This window comes from Stenotrophomonas sp. Nf1, assembly GCF_003028475.1.
In the GTDB taxonomy this organism is placed as follows: Bacteria; Pseudomonadota; Gammaproteobacteria; order Xanthomonadales; family Xanthomonadaceae; genus Stenotrophomonas.
The window spans coordinates 192,348-217,897 of the sequence record NZ_PYTV01000007.1 but is presented as its reverse complement, the minus strand read 5'-3'; the positions used below and the strand labels follow the sequence as shown (position 1 = coordinate 217,897).

25 protein-coding genes are annotated in these 25,550 nt (G+C 66.5%); 17 read left to right on the top strand and 8 right to left on the bottom strand.

Features of this window, described 5'->3' with window-relative positions:
• Position 1: 1 nt before the first annotated feature.
• The gene (locus C9412_RS14460) at positions 2–928 is read left to right on the top strand and encodes an MlaD family protein (protein ID WP_057496696.1); all 927 of its coding nucleotides are present in this window, start codon (positions 2–4) and stop codon (positions 926–928) included.
• Positions 925–1,563: an ABC-type transport auxiliary lipoprotein family protein gene (locus C9412_RS14455; protein ID WP_107232262.1), complete on the top strand. Its 639-nt coding sequence runs from the start codon at positions 925–927 to the stop codon at positions 1,561–1,563. The genes C9412_RS14460 and C9412_RS14455 overlap by 4 nt, the downstream gene beginning before the upstream one ends.
• Positions 1,564–1,684: 121 nt before the next feature.
• Here C9412_RS14455 and C9412_RS14450 read toward each other — a convergent pair whose 3' ends face one another.
• A complete protein-coding gene (locus tag C9412_RS14450) occupies positions 1,685–2,275 on the bottom strand; it encodes an alpha-ketoglutarate-dependent dioxygenase AlkB (protein WP_107232261.1) in 591 nt (196 codons plus the stop codon).
• 118 nt (positions 2,276–2,393) lie between these two features.
• Between C9412_RS14450 and C9412_RS14445 the strand changes: the two genes are divergently transcribed.
• A complete protein-coding gene (locus tag C9412_RS14445; RefSeq protein WP_107232260.1) occupies positions 2,394–4,442 on the top strand; it encodes a glycoside hydrolase family 99-like domain-containing protein in 2,049 nt (682 codons plus the stop codon).
• 35 nt (positions 4,443–4,477) lie between these two features.
• On the opposite strand, the gene C9412_RS14440 is transcribed toward C9412_RS14445, so the two are convergent.
• Together C9412_RS14440 and C9412_RS14435 are read right to left on the bottom strand one after the other, a co-directional pair.
• On the bottom strand, positions 4,478–5,110 hold the full coding sequence (locus tag C9412_RS14440) for a CoA transferase subunit B (RefSeq protein WP_107232259.1): 633 nt from the start codon (positions 5,108–5,110) through the stop codon (positions 4,478–4,480).
• A gap of 1 nt (position 5,111) precedes the next feature.
• Positions 5,112–5,846, bottom strand: a complete 735-nt coding sequence (locus C9412_RS14435; protein ID WP_107232258.1) for a CoA transferase subunit A — start codon at positions 5,844–5,846, stop codon at positions 5,112–5,114.
• Between the two features lie 139 nt (positions 5,847–5,985).
• On the opposite strand from C9412_RS14435, the gene C9412_RS14430 reads away from it, so the two are divergent.
• Both C9412_RS14430 and C9412_RS14425 read left to right on the top strand, forming a co-directional pair.
• Positions 5,986–7,332: a phosphomannomutase gene (locus C9412_RS14430; protein WP_107232257.1), complete on the top strand. Its 1,347-nt coding sequence runs from the start codon at positions 5,986–5,988 to the stop codon at positions 7,330–7,332.
• Between the two features lie 12 nt (positions 7,333–7,344).
• Positions 7,345–8,748 (top strand): mannose-1-phosphate guanylyltransferase/mannose-6-phosphate isomerase, encoded by a 1,404-nt coding sequence (locus C9412_RS14425; protein WP_107232256.1) that lies wholly within the window; start codon positions 7,345–7,347, stop codon positions 8,746–8,748.
• Positions 8,749–8,825: 77 nt separating this feature from the next.
• On the opposite strand, the gene rfbD is transcribed toward C9412_RS14425, so the two are convergent.
• Genes rfbD through rfbB form a run of 4 tightly spaced genes read right to left on the bottom strand, consistent with a single transcriptional unit; the run spans position 8,826 to position 12,233 of the window.
• On the bottom strand, positions 8,826–9,725 hold the full coding sequence (rfbD, locus tag C9412_RS14420; RefSeq protein ID WP_107232255.1) for a dTDP-4-dehydrorhamnose reductase: 900 nt from the start codon (positions 9,723–9,725) through the stop codon (positions 8,826–8,828).
• A complete protein-coding gene (rfbC, locus tag C9412_RS14415) occupies positions 9,722–10,279 on the bottom strand; it encodes a dTDP-4-dehydrorhamnose 3,5-epimerase (protein WP_107232254.1) in 558 nt (185 codons plus the stop codon). The genes rfbD and rfbC overlap by 4 nt, the downstream gene beginning before the upstream one ends.
• Positions 10,276–11,163: a glucose-1-phosphate thymidylyltransferase RfbA gene (gene rfbA, locus C9412_RS14410; protein ID WP_021202693.1), complete on the bottom strand. Its 888-nt coding sequence runs from the start codon at positions 11,161–11,163 to the stop codon at positions 10,276–10,278. Before rfbA ends, rfbC begins: the two co-directional genes overlap by 4 nt.
• A 14-nt stretch (positions 11,164–11,177) precedes the next feature.
• Positions 11,178–12,233 (bottom strand): dTDP-glucose 4,6-dehydratase, encoded by a 1,056-nt coding sequence (rfbB, locus tag C9412_RS14405; RefSeq protein WP_107232253.1) that lies wholly within the window; start codon positions 12,231–12,233, stop codon positions 11,178–11,180.
• Positions 12,234–12,523: 290 nt separating this feature from the next.
• Here rfbB and C9412_RS14400 point away from each other — a divergent pair, with 290 nt between their 5' ends.
• The 12 genes from C9412_RS14400 to C9412_RS14345 all read left to right on the top strand — a co-directional run bounded on the left by C9412_RS14400 (position 12,524) and on the right by C9412_RS14345 (position 24,553).
• The gene (locus tag C9412_RS14400) at positions 12,524–13,270 is read left to right on the top strand and encodes an electron transfer flavoprotein subunit beta/FixA family protein (RefSeq protein WP_012509979.1); all 747 of its coding nucleotides are present in this window, start codon (positions 12,524–12,526) and stop codon (positions 13,268–13,270) included.
• The gene (locus C9412_RS14395) at positions 13,270–14,208 is read left to right on the top strand and encodes an electron transfer flavoprotein subunit alpha/FixB family protein (RefSeq protein WP_107232252.1); all 939 of its coding nucleotides are present in this window, start codon (positions 13,270–13,272) and stop codon (positions 14,206–14,208) included. Before C9412_RS14400 ends, C9412_RS14395 begins: the two co-directional genes overlap by 1 nt.
• 56 nt (positions 14,209–14,264) lie before the next feature.
• Complete coding sequence (locus C9412_RS14390; protein WP_258190248.1) at positions 14,265–15,188, top strand: lysylphosphatidylglycerol synthase transmembrane domain-containing protein; 924 nt, start codon at positions 14,265–14,267, stop codon at positions 15,186–15,188.
• A gap of 125 nt (positions 15,189–15,313) precedes the next feature.
• The gene (locus tag C9412_RS14385) at positions 15,314–16,729 is read left to right on the top strand and encodes a UbiA family prenyltransferase (RefSeq protein ID WP_107232250.1); all 1,416 of its coding nucleotides are present in this window, start codon (positions 15,314–15,316) and stop codon (positions 16,727–16,729) included.
• Positions 16,726–18,039, top strand: a complete 1,314-nt coding sequence (locus C9412_RS14380) for an FAD-binding oxidoreductase (protein ID WP_107232249.1) — start codon at positions 16,726–16,728, stop codon at positions 18,037–18,039. The genes C9412_RS14385 and C9412_RS14380 overlap by 4 nt, the downstream gene beginning before the upstream one ends.
• 2 nt (positions 18,040–18,041) lie before the next feature.
• Positions 18,042–18,773 (top strand): SDR family oxidoreductase, encoded by a 732-nt coding sequence (locus tag C9412_RS14375; protein WP_107232248.1) that lies wholly within the window; start codon positions 18,042–18,044, stop codon positions 18,771–18,773.
• 1 nt (position 18,774) lies between these two features.
• Positions 18,775–19,719, top strand: a complete 945-nt coding sequence (locus C9412_RS14370; protein WP_107232247.1) for an NAD-dependent epimerase/dehydratase family protein — start codon at positions 18,775–18,777, stop codon at positions 19,717–19,719.
• A 29-nt stretch (positions 19,720–19,748) separates the two neighbouring features.
• Complete coding sequence (locus tag C9412_RS14365; RefSeq protein WP_107232246.1) at positions 19,749–21,056, top strand: NAD(P)/FAD-dependent oxidoreductase; 1,308 nt, start codon at positions 19,749–19,751, stop codon at positions 21,054–21,056.
• Positions 21,053–21,457 (top strand): GtrA family protein, encoded by a 405-nt coding sequence (locus C9412_RS14360; protein ID WP_107232245.1) that lies wholly within the window; start codon positions 21,053–21,055, stop codon positions 21,455–21,457. The genes C9412_RS14365 and C9412_RS14360 overlap by 4 nt, the downstream gene beginning before the upstream one ends.
• Entirely contained in the window at positions 21,454–22,230 is a 777-nt protein-coding gene (locus C9412_RS14355) for a GDSL-type esterase/lipase family protein (RefSeq protein WP_107232244.1), read from the top strand. Before C9412_RS14360 ends, C9412_RS14355 begins: the two co-directional genes overlap by 4 nt.
• Positions 22,230–23,996 carry a hypothetical protein gene (locus C9412_RS14350; RefSeq protein WP_146160109.1) on the top strand — a complete coding sequence of 589 codons (1,767 nt, stop codon included), beginning with the start codon at positions 22,230–22,232 and terminating at the stop codon, positions 23,994–23,996. The genes C9412_RS14355 and C9412_RS14350 overlap by 1 nt, the downstream gene beginning before the upstream one ends.
• 5 nt (positions 23,997–24,001) lie before the next feature.
• Positions 24,002–24,553, top strand: a complete 552-nt coding sequence (locus tag C9412_RS14345) for a hypothetical protein (protein WP_107232242.1) — start codon at positions 24,002–24,004, stop codon at positions 24,551–24,553.
• Between the two features lie 16 nt (positions 24,554–24,569).
• Here the strand turns inward: C9412_RS14345 and C9412_RS14340 are convergent, their stop codons facing one another.
• A complete protein-coding gene (locus C9412_RS14340) occupies positions 24,570–25,547 on the bottom strand; it encodes a glycosyltransferase (protein ID WP_107232241.1) in 978 nt (325 codons plus the stop codon).
• Positions 25,548–25,550 lie beyond the last annotated feature (3 nt).

Sequence of the window (25,550 nt, the reverse complement as noted above, 5' to 3'; positions counted from 1 at the left end):
CATGGAAACCAAAGCCAACTACGTGCTGATCGGCGCGTTCACCCTGATCACCGGCCTGGCCCTGCTGGCCTTCGGCCTGTGGGCGGCCAAGTACTCCTCCGACCGCACCTGGCAGGAATACCGCGTGGTGTTCCGCGAGGCGGTGACCGGCCTGTCGGTCGGCAGCCCGGTGCAGTACAACGGCATCGCGGTCGGCTCGATCACCGAGCTGAACCTGGTTCCCGATGACCCGCGCCAGGTGGTCGCGCGCATCCGCCTCAATTCGACCACGCCGGTCAAGACCGATACCCGCGCCAAGCTGGCGATCACCAGCCTGACCGGGCCGTCGATCATCCAGCTCAGTGGCGGCACGCCGCAGTCGCCGGCGCTGACCACGGTCAACAAGGACCCGGCACCGATCATTCCGACCACGCCCTCGGCGCTGCAGAACATCACCGATGTGGCCAACCGCATCGTCGAGCGCATGGACCAGATTCTCAGCGACCGCAACGTGGCCTCGATCAACGCCACCCTGGCCAACCTGGAAACCATCAGTGGTGGCCTGGCCGACCGCGACCAGGGCACCCAGGCGCTGCTGCTCAGCGCGCGTGATGCCGCGCGCAGCCTGGATACCACGCTGAAGACCACCAACGGCACCATCGAGCGCCTGGACAAGAACCTGGTGCAGCAGCTGCCGGGCATCATCGACAAGCTCGACGCGACCCTGGCCAAGCTCGATTCGGCGGCCGGCAACGCCGATTCGATCCTGGGCGAGAACCGCGCGGCCATCAACAGCTTCGCCAACGATGGCCTGGGTCAGCTGGGCCCGACCCTGACCGAACTGCGCGGCCTGATCCGCGACCTGCGCCGGGTCAGCGACCGCCTCGAGAACAACCCCGCGCGCTACCTGCTGGGCCGCGACGCACCGAAGGAGTTCGAACCCAAATGAACCCGATGCCGCTTCCGCGCCTGCTGCTGGCCGCTTCGATGGTCGCCCTGCTGGGTGGCTGCTCCATCCTGGGCAGCAGCGAGAAAACGGCGGTGACGCTGTACTCGCCGGCCGTGCAGGTCAAGGCCGATCCGTCGTGGCCGCAGGCCAGCTGGCAGCTGGTGCTGGCCAAGCCCAGCGCTGCACGCATGGTCGACAGCCCGCGCATCAATGTGCGGCCGACGCCTTCGCAGCTGGAGATCTACAAGGGTGCCAGCTGGGCGCAGCCGGCCACCGACATGATCGAAGACACCCTGCTGCGCGGCTTCGAGGACTCCGGCCGCATCGGCGGGGTGGCCCGCAGCGCTGCCGGCATCCGTGCCGATTACAAGCTGTCCACCGACGTGCGCCGCTTCGAATCGGACTACCAGGGCCAGGCCACGCCGACGGTGGTGATCGAGCTCAACGCCAAGCTGATCCACGTGGCCGACCAGCGTGTGGTCGCCGACCGCACGTTCCGTCAGGCACAACCGGTCGGCAGCACTGACGTGCCGGCGGTGACCGCCGCCTTCGAACGCGGCCTGCAGCAGCTGGCACAGGACGTGGTCGGCTGGACCCTGACCAGCGGCCAGGCGGACGCCGGCAGCAAGCGCTGAAGCGCAGCGGGGTCGGAGCCCTTTCCCCGCAGAAAAGGGATCTGACCCCATTCCACATTCCGGGGCCGGATCCCTTTCGCACCGCGAAAGGGCTCTGACCCCATCTGCACCGGCCCCGCCCTCACCCGCGCGGCGTGATCCAGCGGAACGTCAGGTTGATGCGCTCGCCCTGCACCCGCGCCATCTTCGGCAGCGCATGCTGGTAATAGCGCTGGGTCGGCCCGGCCATCACCAGCAGGTCGCCGTGGCCCAGCACGAATTCGGCCTTGCGCGCCGGATCATCGCGCCGGCGCAGCAGGAAGCGCCGTGCCGCGCCGAGGGTCAGCGAGGCGATCACCGGTGCCGGCCCCAGCTCCGGTTCGTCGTCACTGTGCCAGCCCTTGTAATCGCCGCCACTGCGGTAGCGGTTCAGCAGCACGCTGTTGAAGCGGCCGACACCTTCGGCCTGCAGCTGCTCGCGCAGAGCCTGCAGCGCAGGCGGCCACGGCTGCGGCACGAAGTCGGCGCCGGAGTAGCGATAGCGGGCCTGCGGGTCGCCGATCCAGCAGCTCAGCCGTGGCGAGTCCACCCAGTGGCCGAACATGCGGATGCGATGCACCTCCCAGGGCACGTCGGCCTGCAGCCCGGCCATCAGGGCATCGGCCCGGGCAGCGCCCAGCCAGCCCGGCAGGTGCTGGACATCGGCATCGGGCAGGTGGTGGGGGAAGAGCATGGCCACACGCTAGCATGCCGGTGTTTGCCGTCACGGCCGCCAGCGCTGAAAATGCCCGCATGACCGTTGCCCCGATGCCGATCCCCATGTTCCGCCTGCCGTCCTGGTGCCACCTCCGATGAGCCTGCGCCAGACACTGTTCCCGCTGCTGCGCGCCGCGTTCCGGGCGCTGCCGCTGCCACAGGCACAGCGCGACCGGTTGCGCGCGCGGCTGCTGGCGCGGCATGCCGATTGGGTGCCGCCGCCGCCGCGGGGCCAGCGCGATGCCGAGGGTGCGCCGGCCAACGCGCAACTGCGCTGGCGGGCCGACGAGGCGGCCATCGGTTACCGCCCGCAGCTGTCGCAGGCGCTGCCTTCCACGCTGCCGGCCACGCTGGTCGCCTTCTACCTGCCGCAGTTCCATACCTTCCCCGAGAATGACGCGTGGTGGGGCAAGGGCTTCACCGAATGGCGCAACGTCACGCGTGCACTGCCGCAGTTTGAAGGGCACGTGCAACCACGGCTGCCGGCGGACCTGGGCTTCTACGATCTGCGCAACCGGCAGGTAATGCGTGACCAGGCGCAGCTCGCGGCCGAGCACGGCATCGGCGCGTTCTGCTTCTATTTCTACTGGTTCAGCGGCCGCACCCTGATGGAAGATCCGGTGCGCCAGTGGCTGGCCGATGACAGCATCGAACTGCCGTTCTGCCTGTGCTGGGCCAACGAAAACTGGGCACGCCGCTGGGATGGCCGCGACGAAGACATCCTGATCGGCCAGCAGCACAGCGCCGAAGACGATCTGGCCTTCATCGCCCACGTGGCGCCGTACCTGCGCGACCGCCGCGCCCTGAAGGTCGATGGCCGGCCGATGCTGCTGGTCTACCGCCCCAATCTGCTGCCCGACGCGCGGGCCACCGGCGAACGCTGGCGCCACTGGTGCCGCGACAATGGCATCGGCGAGATCCATCTGGCCTACGTACAGGGGTTCGAACGTCCGGATCCGCGCGACATCGGCTTCGACGCGGCCATCGAGTTTCCGCCGAACATGAGCAATCCCGGCTCGTTGTCGGCACAGCAGTGGCTGCTCAACCCGGAGTTCCATGGCGATGTCCGCGACTGGCGCGAACTGGCGGCCGACATTGCTGCACGCCCGCTGCCGGACTATCCGCTCTATCCCGGTGTGAACCCCGGCTGGGACAACGAGGCGCGCCGCTCCGGGCGTGGCCGCGTGTACCTGCACGCCTCACCGCGCGGCTACCGCGACTGGCTGCGCACTACTGTGCATGAGCGCCTGTCGACGGCAGCGCAGAACCAGCGCCTGGTCTTCATCAACGCCTGGAACGAATGGGCCGAAGGCGCCGTGCTGGAACCCGACGCACGGCTCGGCCACGCCTGGTTGCAGGCAACGCGCGAAGCGCTGTCACCGGCACCGGCCGCGAATCGGCAACCGGCAGTGCACATCCATGCCTGGTATCTGGAAACACTGCCGGAGGTGCTGGGCGCGCTGCGCGAGGCGTCGCTGCCGTGGCGGATCATCGTGACCACGCCGGCGCATCAGGTCGAGGCGGTCCAGCAGGCGCTGTCGGCACAGGGGCTGCAGGGTGAGGTCAGCGCGGTGGAAAACCGGGGACGCGACATCCTGCCCTTCCTCGAAGTGGCCGAGCGGCTGCTCCAGGATCACCACGATGTCGTGCTGAAGCTGCATACCAAGCGTTCAACCCACCGCGCCGACGGCGATCAATGGCGGCAGGAACTGCTGCAGCGGCTGGTACAGGGCGGGCGCGCCGCACGCCTCCACGCCGCCTTCCAGGCCGACCCTGCATTGGGCATGGTGGCCGCCGAGGGCCACCTGCTGCCGGTGAGCGGTTTTGTGGGCGGCAACGGCCCCGCGCTGGCGCGCCTGCAGGCCCGGCTGGGCCTGCGGCAACCGCTGCAGGCCAGCCGCTTTGCGGCCGGCAGCATGGGGTGGTGGCGGCTGCAGGCGCTGCGCCCGTTGCTGGACGCACACCTGTATCGCAGCGACTTCGAGGCCGAACACGGCCAGATCGATGGCACCCTGGCCCACGCAATCGAACGTGCACTGGGCGCCTGTTGCGAGCAGGCCGGGCTGCGCATGGTCAGCGCAGCGGCCTGCCTGGGCGAGCCCGACATCGACGACGGCGACTACGCCTACGCACGGCGCAGCTGAACGCAGGGGCCCGCATGGGCCCCTGCCGGTACCGGTCAGGCGCGCTGGAAAGCGACGCCGGTCTTTTCCTTCAGCTCGTCATCGCCGACACCCGGCGCGGCTTCCACCAGCCGCAATCCATCATCGGTGACATCGAACACCGCCAGATCGGTGATGATGCGGTCGACCACGCCCACGCCGGTCAGCGGCAGCGTGCATTCGGTCAGGATCTTGTGTTCGCCGTTCTTGGCGGTGTGCTCCATCAGCACCACCACGCGCTGTACGCCGGCCACCAGGTCCATCGCACCGCCCATGCCCTTGACCATCTTGCCGGGCACCATCCAGTTGGCCAGGTCGCCCTTGTCGGTCACCTGCATGGCGCCGAGGATGGCCAGGTTGACGTGGCCACCGCGGATCATCGCGAAGCTGTCGTGGCTGCCGAAATAGCTGGCGCCGGCGCGGGCGGTGACGGTCTGCTTGCCGGCATTGATCAGGTCGGCGTCGACTTCGGCTTCGGTCGGGAACGGGCCGATGCCGAGCAGGCCATTCTCCGACTGCAGCCACACATCCACGCCCTCGGGGATATGGTTGGCGACCAGGGTCGGCAGGCCGATGCCCAGGTTCACGTAGGCACCGTCGGTCAGTTCCTGGGCAGCGCGCGCCGCCATCTCGTCACGGGTCCACGCCATGTCAGTTGCCCTCCGCGCGGATGGTGCGCTGTTCGATGCGTTTTTCAGGGTGCGCGTTGTGCACGATGCGGTGCACGTAGATGCCCGGCAGATGCACCTGGTCCGGATCGATGGCGCCCACCGGCACCACCTCCTCCACTTCCACGATGCAGACCTTGCCGGCCATCGCACAGGCCGGGTTGAAGTTGCGCGCGGTCTTGCGGAACACCAGGTTGCCGGCTTCGTCGGCCTTCCACGCCTTGACCAGCGCCACGTCGGCGCGCAGCGCGGTTTCCATCACGTAGTGCTTGCCGTCGAACTCGCGTGTTTCCTTGCCTTCGGCCACCACCGTGCCGTAGCCGGTGGCAGTGAAGAATGCCGGAATACCCGCGCCGCCGGCACGCAGGCGTTCGGCCAGGGTGCCCTGCGGATTGAACTCCAGCTCCAGCTCACCGGCCAGGAACTGCCGCTCGAATTCCTTGTTCTCGCCCACGTAGGACGAAATCATCTTCTTGATCTGCCGCGTTTCCAGCAGCTGGCCCAGGCCGAAGCCATCGACGCCGGCATTGTTGGAGATCACGGTCAGGCCCTTGGCGCCGCTGTCACGCAGTGCAGCGATCAGCGCCTCGGGAATGCCACACAGGCCGAAGCCGCCCACCGCCAGGGTCTGGCCATCGGCGACCACGCCCTCCAGCGCCTGGGCCGCGCTGGCAAAGCGCTTGCTGCGCCTGCCGCCGGTCGTTGCCGGGTTGCTCATCTACGCCCTCACCTCGTTGATGTAATGCGCCCATTCTAGGCCAGCCGCTGCACCGGTCACGTGGCGTTGCGGCATGGAAACGCTTCCCATACAGCGCAGGCACTACAATCGGGGGCTGAGCTCAACAAGGATCCGATCGATGCCCCTGCCCGCCTTCAAGGCCTACGACATCCGCGGCCGCGTGCCGGAAGAACTGAACGAAGACCTGGCACGCCGCATCGGCGTGGCCCTGGCCGCGCAGCTCGCGCCGGGCCCGGTGGTCCTCGGCCACGACGTGCGCCTGACCAGCCCGGCGCTGCAGGACGCGCTGGCGGCCGGCCTGCGCGGCACCGGCCGCGAGGTGATCGACATCGGCCTGTGCGGCACCGAAGAGGTCTATTTCCAGACCGATCATCTGGGTGCCGCCGGCGGCGTGATGGTTACCGCCAGCCACAACCCGATGGATTACAACGGCATGAAGCTGGTCAAGGAAAACGCACGGCCGATCAGCTCCGATACCGGCCTGTTCGCGATCTCCGATGCGGTGGCCGCCGATACCTCCGCGGCCGAGCCCGCGCGCGCCGGCCAGGTCGCCCAGCACGACAAGAGCGCCTACATCGAACACCTGCTGAGCTACGTCGATGCCGGCAAGCTCAAGCCGCTGAAGCTGGTGGTCAATGCTGGCAACGGTGGCGCCGGCGCCATCGTCGACCTGCTCGCCCCGCACCTGCCGTTCGAGTTCATCCGCATCTGCCACGAACCCGATGGCAGCTTCCCCAACGGCATCCCCAATCCGCTGCTGCCGGAAAACCGCGCCGCCACCGCCGACGCGGTGCGCGAGCACGGCGCCGATTTCGGCATCGCCTGGGATGGTGACTTCGACCGTTGTTTCTTCTTCGACCACAGCGGCCGCTTCATCGAGGGCTACTACCTGGTCGGCCTGCTGGCCAAGGCAATCCTGGCGCGCAACCCCGGCGGCAAGATCGTGCATGACCCGCGCCTGGTCTGGAACACCGTGGACATGGTCGAGCAGGCCGGCGGCGTGCCGGTGCAGTGCAAGAGCGGCCACGCCTTCATCAAGGAAAAGATGCGCGCCGAGGACGCGGTGTACGGCGGCGAGATGAGCGCCCACCACTATTTCCGCGAGTTTGCCTATGCCGACTCCGGCATGATCCCGTGGCTGCTGATCGCACAGCTGGTTTCCGAAAGCGGCCGCTCGCTGGCCGACTGGGTGGAGGACCGCATGGCCGCCTATCCGTGCAGCGGCGAGATCAATTTCAAGGTGGCCGATGCCAAGGCCGCCGTGGCGCGTGTGATGGAGCATTTCGCCGCGCAGTCGCCGGCGCTGGACCACACCGATGGCATCAGCGCCGACTTTGGTGCCTGGCGCTTCAACCTGCGCAGTTCCAACACCGAGCCGCTGCTGCGCCTGAACGTCGAATCGCGCGGCGATGCCGCGCTGATGCAGGCGCGCACCGATGAGCTCTCCCGCCTCATCCAGCAGTAACCGGGGAAGACCATGAGCAGCATCCAGCCCGTCATCCTGTCCGGTGGTTCCGGGACCCGCCTTTGGCCGCTTTCGCGTGAGGCCTACCCGAAGCAGTTCCTGCCACTGGCCGGGGAGCTGACGATGCTGCAGGCCACCTGGCAGCGCGTGGCGCCGCTCGCCGCGCGTGGTCCGCTGGTGATCGCCAACGAAGAGCACCGCTTCGTCGCCGCCGAGCAGCTGCAGCAGGTGGGCGCCGAACCGGCCGCGATCATCCTCGAACCGGTCGGTCGCAACACCGCGCCGGCGATCGCGGTGGCCGCGCTGGAAGCCACCCGCGACGGCGCCGATGCGCTGCTGCTGGTGCTGCCCTCCGACCATGTGATCACCGACGAGGCGGCGTTCCGCGCAGCGGTTCAGGCCGCCGCCGGTGCCGCCGAAGCCGGCAAGCTGGTCACCTTCGGCATCGTGCCGACCGGCCCGGAAACCGGCTACGGCTACATCAAGGCGGCCGATGGCCAGGGCCTGCGTGCGGTCGAGCGCTTTGTCGAAAAGCCCGACCTGGAGACCGCCAGCGGCTATGTCAGCAGCGGCCAGTACTACTGGAACAGCGGCATGTTCCTGTTCAAGGCCTCGCGCTACCTGCAGGAACTGGAACGCTTCCAGCCGGCGATGCTGGCCGGCAGTCGCAGTGCCTGGCAGCAGGCCCGCCGCGATGCCGACTTCACCCGCCTGGACAAGGATGCCTTCAGCGCGGTGCCGTCCGATTCAATCGACTACGCGGTGATGGAAAAGACCGCCGATGCGGTGGTGATCCCGCTGGATGCAGGCTGGAATGACGTCGGCTCGTGGACGGCGCTGCGCGATGTCTCGCAGCAGGACGGCGACGGCAACGCCCACCACGGCGATGTGATCGCGATCGATTGCCGCAACACCTACGCCTACGCGCAGCGCCTGGTGGCGCTGGTGGGGCTGGACGATGTGGTGGTGGTGGAAACCGATGACGCGGTGCTGGTCGGCAAGGCCGACCGCATGCAGGACGTCAAGGCGGTGGTGGCGCAGCTGAAGGCCGAAGGCCGCAGCGAGGCCACCTGGCACCGCAAGGTCTATCGTCCGTGGGGTGCCTACGATTCGATCGACAACGGCGAGCGTTTCCAGGTCAAGCGGATCACGGTCAAGCCGGGCGGTACGCTGAGCCTGCAGATGCACCACCACCGCGCCGAACACTGGATCGTGGTCAGTGGTACGGCCGAGGTGACCCGCGGCGACGAGGTGATCCTGCTCAGCGAGAACCAGAGCACCTACATCCCGCTGGGCGTGACCCATCGCCTGCGCAACCCGGGCAAGCTGCCGCTGGAACTGATCGAAGTGCAGTCGGGCAGCTATCTCGGCGAAGACGATATCGTGCGCTTCGAGGACACCTACGGGCGCAGTTGATCCGGTGCCCGTGGGTGGGGGGTGGGTGCCGACCGTTGGTCGGCACACTGTGCAGGCGCAGTCGAGCAAGCTCGACTCTACCCGCTGGCAATCTCCGCCATCACCCGCTTCAGGCCGTCCTGCCACGCCGGCAGCACGATGCCGAAATCCTGCTGCAGCTTGCGGTTGTCCAGCACCGACCAGGCCGGACGCTGGGCCGGGGTCGGGTACTCGGAACTGGCAATCGCTTCCACCGCAGGCACTTTGGCCAGCACGCCGCTGGCCAGTGCTTCGGCGAAGATCGCCTCGGCGAAGCCATGCCAGCTGGTCTGGCCACTGGCAGTCAGATGCCAGGTGCCCGAAAGCTGGCCCGGATGCTGCAGTGCCTGCGCGGTGACATCGGCAATCAGCGCGGCCGGCGTCGGCGTACCGATCTGGTCAGCCACCACCCGCAGCTGGTCACGCTCGGCCCCCACGCGCAGCATGGTGCGCATGAAGTTCGCACCGTGCGAGGCATACACCCACGCCGTGCGGAAGATCAGATGGCGTCCACCTGCGGCACGCACGGCATCCTCGCCGTCGCGCTTGCTGGTGCCGTACACGCCCAGCGGTGCAGTCGGCTCGTCCTCGCCATACGGCGCACTGCCCTGGCCGTCGAACACGTAGTCGGTGGAGTAGTGCACGAACGGCACGTCGTGGGCCGCGCACCAGCGCGCGATCACGCCCGGCGCCTGCGCGTTGGCCGCGAACGCGGCCTCGGCGTCCTGCTCGGCACGATCCACTGCCGTATACGCCGCAGCATTCACCACCAGCGACGGCTGCAGGCGGTCCAGCAGCGCCGGCAGGCTGTCGGGCTGGCCGAAGTCGGCCACTTCGCAGGCGCTGCCATCGGGCAGCTGGCCACTGCGCGTGGTCGCCACCACCGTTCCCAGCGGCGCCAGCGCGCGCAGCAGCTCCTGGCCGACCTGGCCGTTGCCGCCGAACACCAGCACCGTCATGGGGTGTAGACCGGCAGGCGGTCTTCAGCGATGTCCTTCAGGAACGGCGCGTTCTCGTCCTTGGCCGACAACGTCGGCGCACTGATCGGCCAGTCCACGGCGATATCGGCATCGTTCCAGCGCACGCCGGCATCGAAGTCCTTCAGGTAGACCTCGGTGCACAGATAGCTGAACACCGCGCGTTCGGACAGCACGGCAAAGCCGTGGGCGAAGCCTTCGGGAATCCAGAACTGCTTCTTGTTCTCCGCGCTCAGCACCACCGCCTCCCACTGGCCGAAGGTCGGCGAACCGCGACGGATGTCGACGGCCACGTCATAGACCTCGCCTTCCAGCACGCTGACCAGCTTGCCCTGCGGGCGCGGCCACTGGTAATGCAGGCCACGCAGCACGCCCTTGGCCGAGGTGGAAACATTGCTCTGCACGAAGCGATCCGGCAGGCCCAGCGCGGCAAAGCGCTCGGCGTTCCAGGTCTCGAAGAAATAGCCGCGCGCATCGCCGAACACGGCCGGCTCGATCACCACGCAGCCAGGCAACTTGGTTTCAATCACTTTCACGGAACAACTCCACGCAATGCGAGCTTGTGCAGGTACTGGCCGTAGCCATTCTTGATCAGCGGCGCCGCCAGGGCTTCCAGCTGTTCGGCGTTGATCCAGCCCTGGCCGAAGGCGATTTCCTCCGGGCAGCAGACCTGCAGGCCCTGTCGGGTCTGGATGGTTTCGATGAAGTTGGACGCTTCCAGCAGCGACTGGTGGGTGCCGGTATCGAGCCAGGCATAACCGCGGCCCAGTGCTTCCAGGTGCAGGTTGCCTTCGGCCAGGTAGCGCTTGTTGAGATCGGTGATCTCCAGCTCGCCACGCGGCGACGGCTTCAGGTCGGCCGCATGCGCGCTGGCATTGCCGTCATAGAAGTACAGGCCGGTCACCGCATAGTTCGAACGCGGATTCTCCGGCTTCTCGACCAGGTCGATGACCTTGCCGCTCTTGTCGAACTCGGCCACGCCGTAGCGTTCCGGATCGTTCACCCAGTAGCCGAACACGGTGGCACCGTCGGTGCGTTCATCGGCGCGCTTGAGCACCTCGCGCAGGCCGTGGCCGTGGAAGATGTTGTCGCCCAGCACCAGGCAGCTCGGCTTGCCGGCCACGAAGTCGCGGCCGATCAGGTAGGCCTGGGCCAAGCCATCGGGGCTGGGCTGCACGGCGTACTGGATGTCCATGCCCCACTGCGAGCCGTCGCCCAGCAGCTGCTGGAACAGCGCCTGTTCGTGCGGGGTGTTGATGATCAGCACCTCGCGGATGCCCGCCAGCATCAGCACGCTGAGCGGGTAATAGATCATCGGCTTGTCATACACCGGCAGCAGCTGCTTGCTGACGCCCTTGGTGATCGGATACAGCCGGGTGCCGGAGCCGCCGGCGAGGATGATGCCCTTGCGCTGGGTCATGTCGTCTCCTGGGTTCAGGCCGCGGTGCCGATGCGCTGCAGGCGGTAGCTGCCGTCCAGCACGCCGTTGACCCATTCCTGGTTGTCCAGGTACCAGTCGACGGTGAAGGTGATGCCCTGCTCGAAGGTGTAGGCCGGTTCCCAGCCCAGGTCGTTCTTCAGCTTGGAGGCATCGATCGCATAGCGGCGGTCATGGCCGGGGCGGTCGCTGACGTAGGTGATCTGGCTGCTGCGCGGCTGGCCGTCCGCGCGCGGGTGGCGCTGGTCCAGCAGTGCGCAGATGGCCTGCACCACTTCGATGTTCTGCTTTTCCGAGTTGCCACCGACGTTGTAGGTCTCGCCCACCTGGCCCTTGGCCAGCACGGTGCGGATCGCCTCGCAATGGTCGGACACGAACAGCCAGTCGCGCACCTGCTTGCCATCGCCGTACACCGGCAGCGGCTCGCCGGCCAGCGCCTTGGCGATCACCAGCGGGATCAGCTTCTCCGGGAAGTGGTACGGGCCGTAGTTGTTGGAGCAGTTGGTGGTCAGCACCGGCAACCCGTAGGTGTGGTGGAACGCACGCACCAGGTGGTCCGACGCCGCCTTGGACGCCGAGTACGGCGAATTCGGCGCATACGGGGTGGTTTCGCTGAACTTGCCGGTCTCACCCAGGGTGCCGTACACCTCGTCGGTGGACACGTGCAGGAAGCGGAACGCCGCGCCCTGCTCGGCCGGCAGCGCCTTCCAATGGTCGCGCACGGCTTCCAGCAGGCCCAGGGTACCGACCACGTTGGTCTGGATGAAGGCGCCCGGGCCATCGATGGAACGATCGACATGGCTTTCGGCGGCGAAATTCAGCACCGCGTCCGGCTGGTGCTCGGCCAGCAGGCGGGCGACCAGATCACGGTCGCCGATGTCGCCCTGCACGAACACGTGGTTGGGGTTGCCCTCCAGGCTGGACAGGGTCTTCAGGTTGCCGGCGTAGGTCAGCACGTCAAGGTTGACCACCTTGATGCCGCGGGCGACGGCTTCGAGAACGAAATTACCGCCAATGAATCCGGCGCCGCCGGTGACAAGCCATGTGGGCACTACCTGTTCTCCTGATCAAAATGTCATCCATGGGGCGCACGTGGGCGCTCCCGCACAGCGGCACAGCATACATGCCCCCCGTCTTCACGACTGCCAGCGTGTCGTGAATGGCGCACCCGCGACGTCCGTTCCATGCCGCGATGCAACATCACCATACGCATTCGCATGGTCGACCCAAGCCAGCTAGAATCGGGATCCCACCCCCGAACCGGTTGCTGTTGCAGGACCGGATGTTCCCCCCAGCAAATGTGAGCCGGCCGGCGGCCGGCACTACAAGGACCCCGTACCAGATGAAAATCCTCGTCGCGTACAAGCGCGTGGTGGACTACAACGTCCGCATTCAGGTCAAGCCGGACGGTTCCGGCGTGGTCACCGACGGCGTCAAGCTGTCTCCCAATCCGTTCGATGAAATCGCTCTGGAAGAAGCCCTGCGCCTGCGCGACAAGGGCATCGCCAGCGAAGTCGTGGTGGCCACCATCGCGCCGGCCGACGCCCAGGCGCACCTGCGCAATGGCCTGGCCATGGGCGCCAACCGCGCCATCCACGTCGTCACCGACCAGGCCATCCAGCCGCTGACCGCCTCGCGCACGCTGCTCAAGCTGATCGAGAAGGAACAGCCGGACCTGGTGATCCTGGGCAAGCAGGCCATCGACGACGACGCCAACCAGACCGGCCAGATGCTGGCCACGCTGTGGGGCCGCCCGCAGGCGACCTTCGCCAGCAAGCTGGAGATTGCCGACGGCAAGGCCACGGTGACCCGCGAAGTCGATGCCGGCCTGGAAACGCTGGAAGTCGATCTGCCGGCCGTGGTCACCACCGACCTGCGCCTGAACGAGCCGCGCTTCATCAAGCTGCCGGACATCATGAAGGCCAAGGCCAAGCCGCTGGAAACCCTGCAGCTGGCCGACCTCGGCGTTGAAGCCGCCGACACCTTCAAGACCACCCAGTACGCCGCGCCGTCCAAGCGCAGCAAGGGCGTGATGGTCAAGGACGCGGCCGAACTGGTTGCCGCACTCAAGCAGAAGGGGCTGCTGTAATGAGCAAGATTCTCGTCATCGCCGAGCACCACGACGGCAAGCTCAACGCCGCCACCGCCAAGACCGTCAGCGCCGCGGCCGCCATCAGCGGCGCCAGCATCGACGTGCTGGTGCTGGCCGCCGATCCGGCCGCCGTCGCCGCCGAAGCAGCGAAGATCGCCGGCGTCGCCAAGGTCCTGACCGTGGCCAACGCCGCCAACGCGCAGGCCATCGCCCAGGTGCTGGCCCCGCAGATCGCGCAGCTGGCCAAGGGCTATACCCACGTGTTCGGCCCGTCGACCACCTTCGGCAAGGACCTGATGCCGTGCGTGGCCGCCCTGCTCGGCGTCAACCAGGTCTCCGACCTGATGAGCGTGGAAGGCAGCCACACCTTCAAGCGCCCGATCTACGCCGGCAACGCGATCATCACCGTGGAAGCCCCGGCCGACCAGATCGTGGTCGCCACCGTGCGCGCCGCCTCCTGGCCGGAAGCCGCCCAGGGTGGCAACGCTACCGTTGAAGCGGCCAGCGTGGACGCGGCCCTGCCGACCCACACCCGCTTCGTCGGCCTGGCCGCCGGTGCCAGCGACCGCCCGGACCTGCAGGCCGCCAAGCGCGTGGTCTCCGGTGGTCGTGGCGTCGGTTCGGAAGAGAACTTCAAGGTCATCTTCCAGCTGGCCGACAAGCTCGGTGCCGCCGTCGGTGCCTCGCGCGCCGCCGTCGATGCCGGCTACGTGCCCAGCGATCTGCAGGTCGGCCAGACCGGCAAGATCATCGCGCCGGAGCTGTATGTGGCCGTGGGCATCAGCGGTGCGATCCAGCATCTGACCGGCATCAAGGACGCCGGCACCATCGTGGCGATCAACAAGGACGGCGACGCGCCGATCTTCGAGATTGCCGACATCGGCCTGGTCGGCGACCTGTTCGCGATCCTGCCGGAGCTGGAAAAGGCGCTGTAATGCCTGACTGCACGCCCCCGGCGCCGGTGAAGCCGGCTCGCCGGGGACGCGCAGGCGTGTGGGTCGCCGCCACGGCGGCGGCCTACCTGGCGGTCCTGTGGTACATCGACCGCGACCGCAACATCCTTTCGCAACTGGCTGAACATGCCACCACGCTGGCACTGTGCAGCGCGCTGGTGCTGGTCAGCTATGTGTTCCGCTACCAACGCTGGCGCTCGGTGCTCGCCGCGCAGCGCCTGCGCCCACGCAGCTGGGGCCAGGGCGCACTGGCCTATCTGGCCGGTTTTGCTTTCACCGCCTCACCCGGCAAGGCCGGCGAACTGCTGCGCATCCGCTATTTCAATTGGCAGGGCATCCCGCCAACGGCGACCCTGGCCACCTTCATCTTCGAGCGCGCGCTGGACCTGCTGGTGATCACCGTGTTGGCGATCGGCGCCGCCCATTTGATCCCGGCGTTCGGCGTACTGGCCGCGATCATTCTGGGCGTGCTGCTGATCCTGGCCCTGCTGGGCAGCTGGCCGACGCTGGCGCGTACCGCGCATCGATGCATCGCGCTGCTGCCCGGCCCACCCCTGCGGCGTCTGGGCCATTTCCTGGTCAGCGGCGCCAGCGCACTGGGCCCCCTGCTGCGCGTCCGCCTGCTGCTGCCCGCCGGCCTGCAGGGCGCCGCCGCGTGGCTGCTGACCGCAATCGCCTTCGGCCTGCTCTGCCAGGCCCTGGGCATTACCCTGCCGTGGCCACTGGCGCTGGGAATCTACCCGCTGGCCATGCTGGTCGGCGCGCTCTCATTCGTACCGGGCGGAGTGGGCACCACCGAAGCCGCCATCGTGCTGATGCTCGGTGCCACCGGCGTTCCCATGGAGACCGCCCTGACCGTGGCCATCGGCATCCGCCTGGTCAGCCTCTGGCTGGCCGTGCTGGTGGGCATGCTGGCGATGCTCGCGCTCGAGCTGGGCGCCAGGCCATCGCAGGCCAGCTAGGCCCATGACGCTGTGCACCGCTGCGTGCCCTGACAGCTTCCCTTATCATTCAGGCTGAACTGAACCGTGCGCAAAGGGAAGTACATGCAGCATCACGCCATTTTCTGCGAAGAGGCACAGTCGCTGTGACCGCATCCCGCGCCCTCTGCGTCGACCTCGACGGCACCCTGTTGCGCTCGGACATCCTGTACGAATCGCTGTTGGCGCTGCTTGCCCACAACCCGCTCTATCTGTTCCTGGTTCCGTTCTGGCTGCTGCGCGGCAAGGCCTACGTGAAGCGCCAGCTGGCCTCGCGCGTGCAGCTGCCGGCTGAGACGCTGCCCTACGACGAGCGCGTGCTTGAGATCCTGCGCACCACCACGCAACGCCCGCGCGTGCTGTGTACCGCCTCGGACCGACTGCTGGTGCAACCCATCGCCGATCACCTGGGGTTGTTCGAAGAAGTCATGGCCAGTGACGGCCATACCAACCTGTCCGGCAGCAACAAGGGCCAGGCCCTGGCGGCGCGCTTTGGCGAGCGTGGCTTCGACTACATGGGCAATGGCCAGGTCGACCTGAAGGTGTGGGCGCATGCCGGTGGCGCGATCGTGGTCAACAACGGTACCGGGCTCGTCCGCGCGGCGTCGAAGCAGACCGAGGTCCTGGCCCATCTGCCCGCGCAGAATGGCAACCTGCTGACCTGGATCAAGGCCCTGCGTGTCTACCAGTGGCTGAAGAACCTGCTGGTGCTGGTACCGCTGCTGACCGCGCACCGCTTCCTCGACCCGGCCGCGGTCATCGACGCCGGCGTGGCCTTCCTGGCCTTCGGCCTGTGCGCGTCCGGCGTATACCTGCTCAACGACCTGCTGGACCTGACCCCGGACCGCATGCATCCGCGCAAGCGCAAGCGTCCCTTCGCCGCCGGCACGCTGCCGTTGCTGCATGGCCTGCTGGTCGCGCCGTTGATCACCCTGGCCGGCTTTGCGCTGGCGCTGGCCTGCAGCCCGGCATTTGCCGCGGTGCTGCTCTGCTACTACGTGATGACCCTGAGCTACTCGCTCAAGCTCAAGCGCGTGGTGATGATCGACGTGGTGATGCTGGCAGCGCTGTACACGGTGCGCATCATCGGCGGTGCGGTGGCTATCGGCTCGGAACTGTCGTTCTGGCTGCTGGCGTTCTCGATGTTCGTGTTCCTCAGCCTGGCCATGCTCAAGCGCTACACCGAACTGGCATCGGCCCTGGCCAACGGCAAGGACGTGGCCATCGGCCGCGGTTACTCGGTGGCCGACCTGCCGCTGGTGCAGTCGCTGGGGGCGGCGGCCGGCTATATCGGCGTGCTGGTGTTCGCGCTGTACATCAACAGCCCCGAGAGCCTGGAGCTGTACAGCAATCCCAAGCTGCTGTGGCTGCTGTGCCCTATCCTGCTGTACTGGATCAGCCGCATGTGGATCGTCTCGCACCGGGGCGACATGCATGACGACCCGATCGTGTTCGCCGCACTGGATCGCGGCAGCCAGATCGTCATCGGCCTGTGCGTGCTGATCGTCCTGATTGCCATATGAGTGCAGCGGTTGGCCAGTCCTGGGGGCGCTACCCGCGTGTGCAGCAGCGGATTGTTCCGGTGCTCGACCGCAGTGCGCCGCTGCCGCTGCCGCCCGATGGCGGCACGGTGCTGCCGCATGGCAATGGCCGCAGCTATGGCGACAGCTGCCTGAATCCAGCAGCGACGCTGCTGACCAGCCGCGCCCTGGACCGCTTCATCGACTTCGACCCCTCCACCGGCGTCGTGCGCTGCGAAGCCGGGGTGACCCTGGCCGATATCCTGGATATCGCCCTGCCGCGCGGCTGGTTCCTGGCGGTCACCCCGGGCACCCGCTATGCCACGGTGGGCGGTGCGATCGGCAATGACGTACACGGCAAGAACCACCATCGCGCAGGCACGTTCGGGCACCACGTACGCCGCCTGGAACTGCTGCGCAGCGATGGCGTGCGGCATGAACTGGCACCGGGCGATTGCAGTGGGCTGTTCGAAGCCACCGTGGGCGGCCTGGGCCTGACCGGCTTCATCACCTGGGCCGAGCTGCAGCTGCGACGCGTGCCGGGGCCCTGGATCGAGACCGAATCGATCCGCTTCGACAATCTGGACGAGTTCTTCGCGCTGTCGCGTGCTTCGGCCAACGATTTCGAGTACACCGTGGCCTGGATCGACTGCCTGGCCAGTGGCAGGCACCTGGGCCGTGGCCACTTCCTGCGCGGCGACCACGCGCCGGGCAATGCACAGGCGGCAACCCCCAGTTCCGCGCCTCGCCGCAGCATGCCGGTGGTGCCGCCGGTATCGCTGGTCAACCGGCTGACCCTGCGCCCGTTCAATACGCTGTACTACTGGCGCCAGCCGGCGCGGCGTGCGCGCCACCTGTCGCATTACCAGAGCTACTTCTACCCACTGGATGGCATCAACCACTGGAACCGCATGTACGGCCCCCGCGGCTTCCTGCAGCACCAGTGCGTGCTGCCTCCAGAGACTGCCCGCGACGCGACCGCGGCCCTGCTGGCCGAGATCGCCCGCAGCGGGCGCGGCTCGTTCCTGGCCGTGCTGAAGGAATTCGGCGAACGTCCCTCGCCGGGCCTGCTGTCGTTCCCCCGCCCGGGCACCACCCTCGCGCTGGATTTCCCCAACGACGGTCCCGGGCTGCTGAAGATGCTCGACCGGCTCGATCGCATCGTCAGCGAAGCGGGCGGTGCCGTGTACGCGGCCAAGGACGCGCGGATGTCCGGCACCCTGTTCCGCCAGGCCTACCCGGCCTGGGAAGCATTCTCCCGCTTCATCGACCCCCGATTCTCATCCGGCTTCTGGCGCCGGGTGATGGAGTAAGCATGCAGAAGATCCTGATCATCGGCGCGACCTCGGCCATCGCCGAATCGGTTGCCCGCCTGTACGCCGCACGCGGCGCCGCGCTGTATCTGGTGGGCCGCAGTGCCGGCAAGCTGGACACCATCGCCGCCGATCTGCGGGTGCGCGGTGCGCAGCGCGCAGAGTACGGCGTGCTCGACGTCAACGACGTGGCCGCCCACGGTGCACTGCTCGACACCGCCTGGAGCACGCTGGGAGGCATCGACACCGTACTCATCGCCCACGGCACCCTGCCCGACCAGGCCGCCTGTGATGCCTCGGTGGACCTGTCGCTGCGCGAGTTCGCCACCAACGGCACCTCCACCATCGCCCTGGCCGCCGCGCTGGCCCAGCGGCTGCAGTCCGGTGCGACGCTGGCGGTGATCTCCTCGGTGGCCGGCGACCGTGGCCGCGCCAGCAACTACCTGTACGGCAGCGCCAAGGCCGCCGTCACCGCCTACCTGAGCGGCCTGGGCCAGCGCCTGCGCCCGGCCGGGGTGAACGTGCTGGTGATCAAGCCGGGCTTCGTCGACACGCCGATGACCGCCGCATTCAAGAAGGGGGCCCTGTGGGCAACGCCGGACAAGGTCGCCGCCGGTATCCTCAAGGCCATCGGCAAGCGCAAGGCCGTGGCGTATCTGCCCGGCTTCTGGTGGGCGATCATGATGATCATCAAGAACATTCCCGAGTTCGTTTTCCGCAGGATCAAGCTCTGACATGGCAGACAAGAACGACAAGATCGTCCTGACCGGCGCCGCAGGCCTGGTGGGGCAGAACCTCATCGTCGAGATGAAGCAGCAGGGCTACACCCGGTTGGTGGCAATCGACAAGCACGCCCACAACCTGGAGATCCTGCGCGGCCTGCATCCGGACGTGGAGACGATCCTGGCCGATCTTGCCGAGCCCGGCGACTGGGCGCAGGCCTTCGAAGGTGCGCGCCTGGTGGTGCAGCTGCATGCCCAGATCACCGGCAAGACCACCGACCTGTTCGTACGCAACAACCTGACGGCAACCGGGCATGTACTGGCCGCATGCAAGGCCGCTGGCGTGCCCTACATGGTGCACATCAGCTCTTCGGTGGTGAACTCCGTCGCCAAGGACGACTACACCAACACCAAGCGCGAGCAGGAGGAGATGGTGGTGGCCAGTGGCCAGCGCCACTGCGTGCTGCGCCCGACCCTGATGTTCGGCTGGTTCGATCCCAAGCATCTTGGCTGGCTGTCGCGCTTCATGGCGCGCACGCCGGTGTTCCCGATCCCCGGCGACGGCCGGTTCATGCGCCAACCGCTGTACGAGCGCGACTTCTGCCGCTGCATCGCCAAGTGCATCCAGACCGAACCGGACGGTGAGGTGTTCGATGTTGTCGGCGATACCCGCGTGGACTACGTTGACATCATCCGCACCATCAAGCGGGTCAAGAAGCTGCACACGGTGATCGTGCACATCCCGATCGGCTTCTTTGCGTTCCTGTTGAAGGTCTACAGCCTGTTCAGCAGCAAGCCGCCCTTTACCGCCGATCAGCTCAAGGCGCTCAGTGCCGGTGACGACTTCAAGGGTGTCGATACCGAGGCGGTGTTCGGGGTGAAGCAGACCCCGTTCGAAGACGCCATCCGCGAAAGCTACACCGACCCGCGCTACAGCCATATCGTGCTGCAGCGCTGATCCGACAGAACAGACCAAGAGTTTCTCACATGCCCAATTTCGCCATCATCGGTAGCGGCCCCATGGGTCTCATGGCCGCGCTGGAGCTGCTCAAGCAGGGCCATCAGGTCGATATCTACGAACGCGACGACCGCATCGGCGGCATGTCCGCGGATTTCGACTTCGACGGCCTGCGTATCGAGCGCTACTACCACTTCATCTGCAAGACCGACTACCCGTTGTTCAAGCTGCTCGACGAGATGCAGCTGTCCGACCGCCTGCACTGGACGGACACGAAGATGGGCTACTACTACCAGGGTAAGCTGCACAAGTGGGGCACCCCCTTCGCTCTGCTCGGCTTCCCGCATCTGGGCCTGGTCGACAAGGTGCGCTACGCCCTGCATGTGATGCACACCAAGGGCATCCAGGACTGGACCGCGCTGGACAAGGAGAACGCCCGCGACTGGATCACCCGCTGGATCGGCCCCAAGGCCTACAAGGTGATGTGGGAAAAGGCCTTCGCCCTGAAGTTCTTCGAGTACCAGAACGACCTGTCCGCCTCGTGGATCGGCACCCGCATCAAGCGCGTGGCGCTGTCGCGCCGCAATCTGTTCAACGAGAGCATGGGCTATCTGCAGGGCGGATCGGCGGTGCTGCTGGAAAGGATGGCCGCAGAGGTGCAACGCCGGGGCGGCCGCATCCTGCTGTCGCAGCCGATCGAGGAAGTGACGGCCGTCGATGGCAAGGTCACCGGCATCCGCACGGCCGACGCACACCAGGCGTATGACGCGGTGGTTTCGACCGCGCCCATCCAGTACGTACCGAAGATGGTGCCGGCACTGCCGAAGGCCTTCGCCGAGCAGGTCGATGCCATCGAGAACATCCCGGTGGCCTGCGTGATCCTGAAGCTGTCGCAGCCGGTCAGCGAGAACTTCTGGATGAACATCAGTGATGACCGCATCACCATCCCGGGCCTGATCGAGTACAGCAACCTCAATCCGGGCAAGGGGCCGGGCGAGCACATCGTGTATGCGCCGTACTACATGCCCAAGACCCACCCCAAGTGGCAGTGGAGCAACCAGCAGCTGATCGACGAAGTGATCAGCTACCTGCCGATGATCAATCCGGCGTTCAAGCCGGAGTGGATCAAGGCGACGCATTGCCACCGCTACGAGTACGCACAGACGATCTGCCCGCCGGGGTTCCAGGACATGCTGCCGCCGATGAAGACGCCGCTGCACGGCTTCTACATGGCCGACACCGCGTACTACTACCCGGAAGACCGCTCGATCAACGAGAGCATCGCGGTCGGGCAGACGCTGGCCGAGCTTGCCTCGCAGAGCCTGGTCAAGCAGTGAAGATACCGGCCCTGTCTCGACAGTTCATCCTGTTCCTGGTTGCAGGCGGCCTCGCGGCTGCCGTCAACTTCGGCTCACGCATTGTCATCAGCCAGTGGTTGCACTACGTCCCTGCCATTGTGATCGCCTACTGCCTGGGCATGATCACCGCATTCACCCTGAACAAGGTGTTCGTGTTCGGCCAGGCCAGCAACCGGCTGCACCATCAGGTGCTCTGGTTCATCCTGATCAATCTGGCGGCGGTGCTGCAGACGGTGGTCATCAGCCTTCTGCTGGCACGCTGGTTGCTGCCTGCAATGGGCGTGGATTTCCACAATGAGACGATTGCCCATGCCGTTGGTGTCGCTGTACCGGTGATCACCAGTTACCTCGGCCACAAGCGGTTCTCCTTCCGGACATGAATCTCCCACGCTGGACCCTGCTGGTACTCGTGCTTGCCTCCGGTTGCCAACCGGCCGCACCGCCGTCGTCTTCACCCAGCGCAGCCACGCCGGACATCCGGCCCACGGCGGCGCCCGTCGGGGCGCAATGCCTGGCCCGGGTGATCGACGATCTGACGGTGGCGTGGCCGGACAACCATGCGATCAACATTGTCGCATTCGGCCACAGCGTACCCGCCGGCTATGGCCGGACGCCGCAGGTCCAGAAGACCGACGCCTATCCCCGTCTGCTGGAAGATGCCTTGGCCGCTGCATATCCCCATGCCGTGCTCAATGTCATCACTGCGGGGGTGGGCGGAGAAAACTCGACGCAGGGACGTGCCAGGTTCCAGCGCGACGCGCTGGATCATCACCCGCGTGTTGTGCTGATCGACTATGGCTTGAATGATCGCTCGCTGCCGCTGGCCGAATCGGAGCGCAACCTCACCGACATGATCGGCAGGGCACGCAGTGCAGGGGCCTGCCCGGTGCTGATGACACCCACCTGGGATGAGCAGGCGCACCCCGAACGGCAGGACGATCCGCTCCGCATCCAGGCCGACATGATCGCAGGCCTTGGGGCCCGGCTGCAGGTTCCGGTCGCCGACAACCTGGCCTCGTTCCTGCATTTCAAGGGCGACCGCAGCGGGCTCATGGCCCAGTCCAACCATCCAAACAGGCAAGGCCACGCGCTGGTGGCGAGGAACCTCGCAGACCTGTTCGCACGACCGGCCGCCGCCCCCGCAAACAGGTAGTGCATGGAACCTGTAATCTTTCCATTGCTCCGGCATTTTCCCTTGTGATGTCCACCTTACAGACAGTCCTTCTTGCTGGCCTCGTGGGTCCGGCCTATCTGCTGGCCGTACTGGTCATCGGCACGGCGGTTGCCCCCTCGTGGATCCAGACCCTGCCAGGCCGCTGGGACCGTGCGCTGCTGACCCTCCTGGCCGGTACGCTGAGCCATGCCCTGGTGGCGGCCCTGGTGCTTGCCGCTAGCCCGGCATACGTCGGCGCGGCCTTGTGGATCTGTGCCGGCATCGCGCTTGGCACGTTGCTGGCAAAGCGCCAACGGCTCCAGGTCGGCGTGCCGCACGTGGTCCTGCTCGCCCTGTTCGCGCTGTGCTACCTGCTGATGGTGAGCTATCACTTCAGCCCGGCCAGAGGGCCTACGCTGTTCTGGTCGCTTTACGGCCTCACCGGCATCACCCCAGGCGATTCCCCGCAGGGCGCGTTCCAGGCCCAGTACCTGCTGTGGGGCCACGCGCTCAAGGAGGGAGGCGAATTCTCCCTGTTCGACCGCCCCTTCCTCGGCGGCATCATTACCGCAGACGTGCTCAAGGCGTTCGGATTCGGGTTCTCCGATCGCTTCTATGATTACAGCCCTGCGCTGCAGATGGCCTATGCCAGCCTCTGGATCGCGATCAACGCGATCTGCTCGATCGCACTGCTTTCCATCGTTTCCAGATTCGCACGCGGGCGGGCGGCCTACCTCTGCGGCATCCTGGTACTGGTCAGCCCGTTCTTCCTGCTCAATGTCATCGGGCTGTGGCCCAAGCTCTATGCATTGACCTGGTTGTGGGCCGCATGCCTGCTGGCACTGCAGCGGCGACCGGTGCTGGCCTGCCTGCTCAGTGGCATTGCGTTCTATGCGCACGGCTCGTTCCTGTGGTCGCATATCGCATTCTGCGGCGTGGTCACCTTCTACCTCCTCGCAGAGGCATGGCGGCAGCGCGCGATCCCCTGGCCGGCGCTGGCCGGCTCGCTCCTGCTCTGCGCACTGGTGCCCGCATTGTGGTTCGCCGCAGAGCACATCTTCGGCGGTGCATCCCCGCTCCGCCAGTACTACCTGTACAACGTTCCGGTCACCGAAGGCTTCCATCACGATGCCGCGGAGATTGCCCAGGCCTTCTATGCCACCACCTCGCCGGCAAGCCTGAGCCTGGTGCCCTGGATGAACATGGCCAAGGGATTGCTGCCGACCGAAGTGCTGCAGCTGGTCATGGGCTCCAGCCTCGCCAACCCGGCCCCCAGCTGGCGTGATCTGGCCGAATCGCTGTTCCAACTGCAGTTCCTGCGCGCACTGTTCGCACTCGGTCTGCTTGGTGGTGCGGTGGTCCTTCGTGGTTTCTTCGCAGCCGAAGCGCACCGCTGGACACCCAGGCTCCTGCTGATCGGCCTGCTGCTGCTGCCGCTGATTCCCGGGCTGGGCCTGTATCGTCGTGACGATCACTTCCTGCTGCCGGTGATGCTGTTCGCGGCCATTCCCGTGCTGGTGCATTTCTGCATTGGCATGCAGCAGCTGGGCGCGAAGACGATCAAGCTGATTTCCCTGGCCATGCTCGTCGAGTTTGTTGGCGTTCTCTACTGGAGAATGCCGCCTGCCAGCTACGAAGGTGAGTTCACCCACTACTTCTCTTCGCTCGTCCTGGTTACCGGCGTGGTCACCGCCATTCTGATACTGCGCGCTCCAAGCCGTTTCATGCCTCTGCCCGGCGCGCACGACCCGGAGAGCATCCGATGAGAGCTTTGCCTGCCTGGCTGACCCCTGATTCCGCGCTTGCGGCCACGCTGCTGCTGGTTGGCGCATGCGCGCTGGCGGCCCCCATTGCCGTACAGAGCCTGCTGAAGGATGGCGGCTTCAGCGAGCGTCGCCAGAGCATCGATCTGAGCAGCTGGACACACATCAGCGCCTTCCGGAAGGGTGGCGCCTACCTGGGAATCAATCGCGAAGTCGACGGAACGCCGCACCACGAATCGTGGATCAATGCGGGGCAATGGCTGCAGTTCGACCGTGTTCCCGTGGCCCGGCACTCGGTGTTCATTGCACAGGCGAGGGTTCACCCCCAGTGGCCGCGAGACAGCCTGGTCCCGGTCGAATTCGTCGTCGAAGCCACCAGCAGCGACGGAAGAGTGCTGCGGTCGGTCGTTGAGCAGCTGCCAGCCGAACAGGACGACTGGGCGCAGCTGCGCCTGCCGCTGGCAGACCTCGCCGGCAGCGAGGTTTCGATCCGAATCAGCCCGAGATCACAGCAGGACGTCTGGACACTGCTGCGCGATCCGGCAGCAACGATGGAATGAAAGCGTGGAGCGGGCCTCAGGCCCGCTGCCTCCAGCGTGCCACTTCGTCGATGATGGTTGCTGCGCGTACCGCGTAGGTGTGGTCGCTCAGCGTGCGCGCCTGCGCGGCCTGTCCGATCCGGCCACACGCCTCGGGCGAGGCAAGCAGATCATCCACCAGGCGCGAGAATTCGTGGCCCGAGTTGTAGAGCACGATTTCCTTCGCAGGATCGTAGTAGTCGATGATCTCCAGGCTCTCCACGAAGAACAACTGGGCGGCGCCGGCCATGGCCGCTTCAAACGTGCGTGGACCCGGCGTGGAGGGGTCAAGCTTGAAGCGATCGTTGGCGTAATGGAAATCACGCCCCATGTTGAGCGTGAGCGCGGCACGCGCGTAGTGATCCGAGAGCTCGGAGTTGCCCAGCCGGCGGTTCTCGCAGAACGGGAGGTCCTTCGGCCAGCCATCTCCGAGGATCAGCGCATCATGCCGTTCAAGCGTGCCTCGCAGATCCTTCAGCAGGCGCTTGCGGTTGTCGAAAGCAACGCCACAGAAGAACAGATTGATGCTCTTGGTGCCCTGGCTGTCACGCCAGTGGGCGGCCTTGCTGGCCGCCAGCGGAAGATGCCGCGCCCACGGATGCGCATAGTGCGCCGCGCACCAACGGTCGTTGCTGAAAACGATGTCGGCTACACCATCGAGCTTGTAGTTGTAGTCGAACTCGTAGGGGTCGTCATGCAGCCAGAACACCATGCACGCACCCGACTCGCTGCACCACTGCCGCAGCTGCGCGTAGTCGGCATCATCGGGCATGCAGGATCCGAAGCACAGCACGACATCGGGGCTGAACACGGCTGCGACCTCTGCAGCACGCTCCAATGGGCAGGTCGCGACGGCACTCACCGCATCAATCTGGCCAAATCCCTCGGCGACATAATCACGCAGCACGGTATTGCGATTGTGATTGTCCGGACAAGCACCCGTCACCAGCACCCGGCTCAAGCTTTCATTCTTCATTGA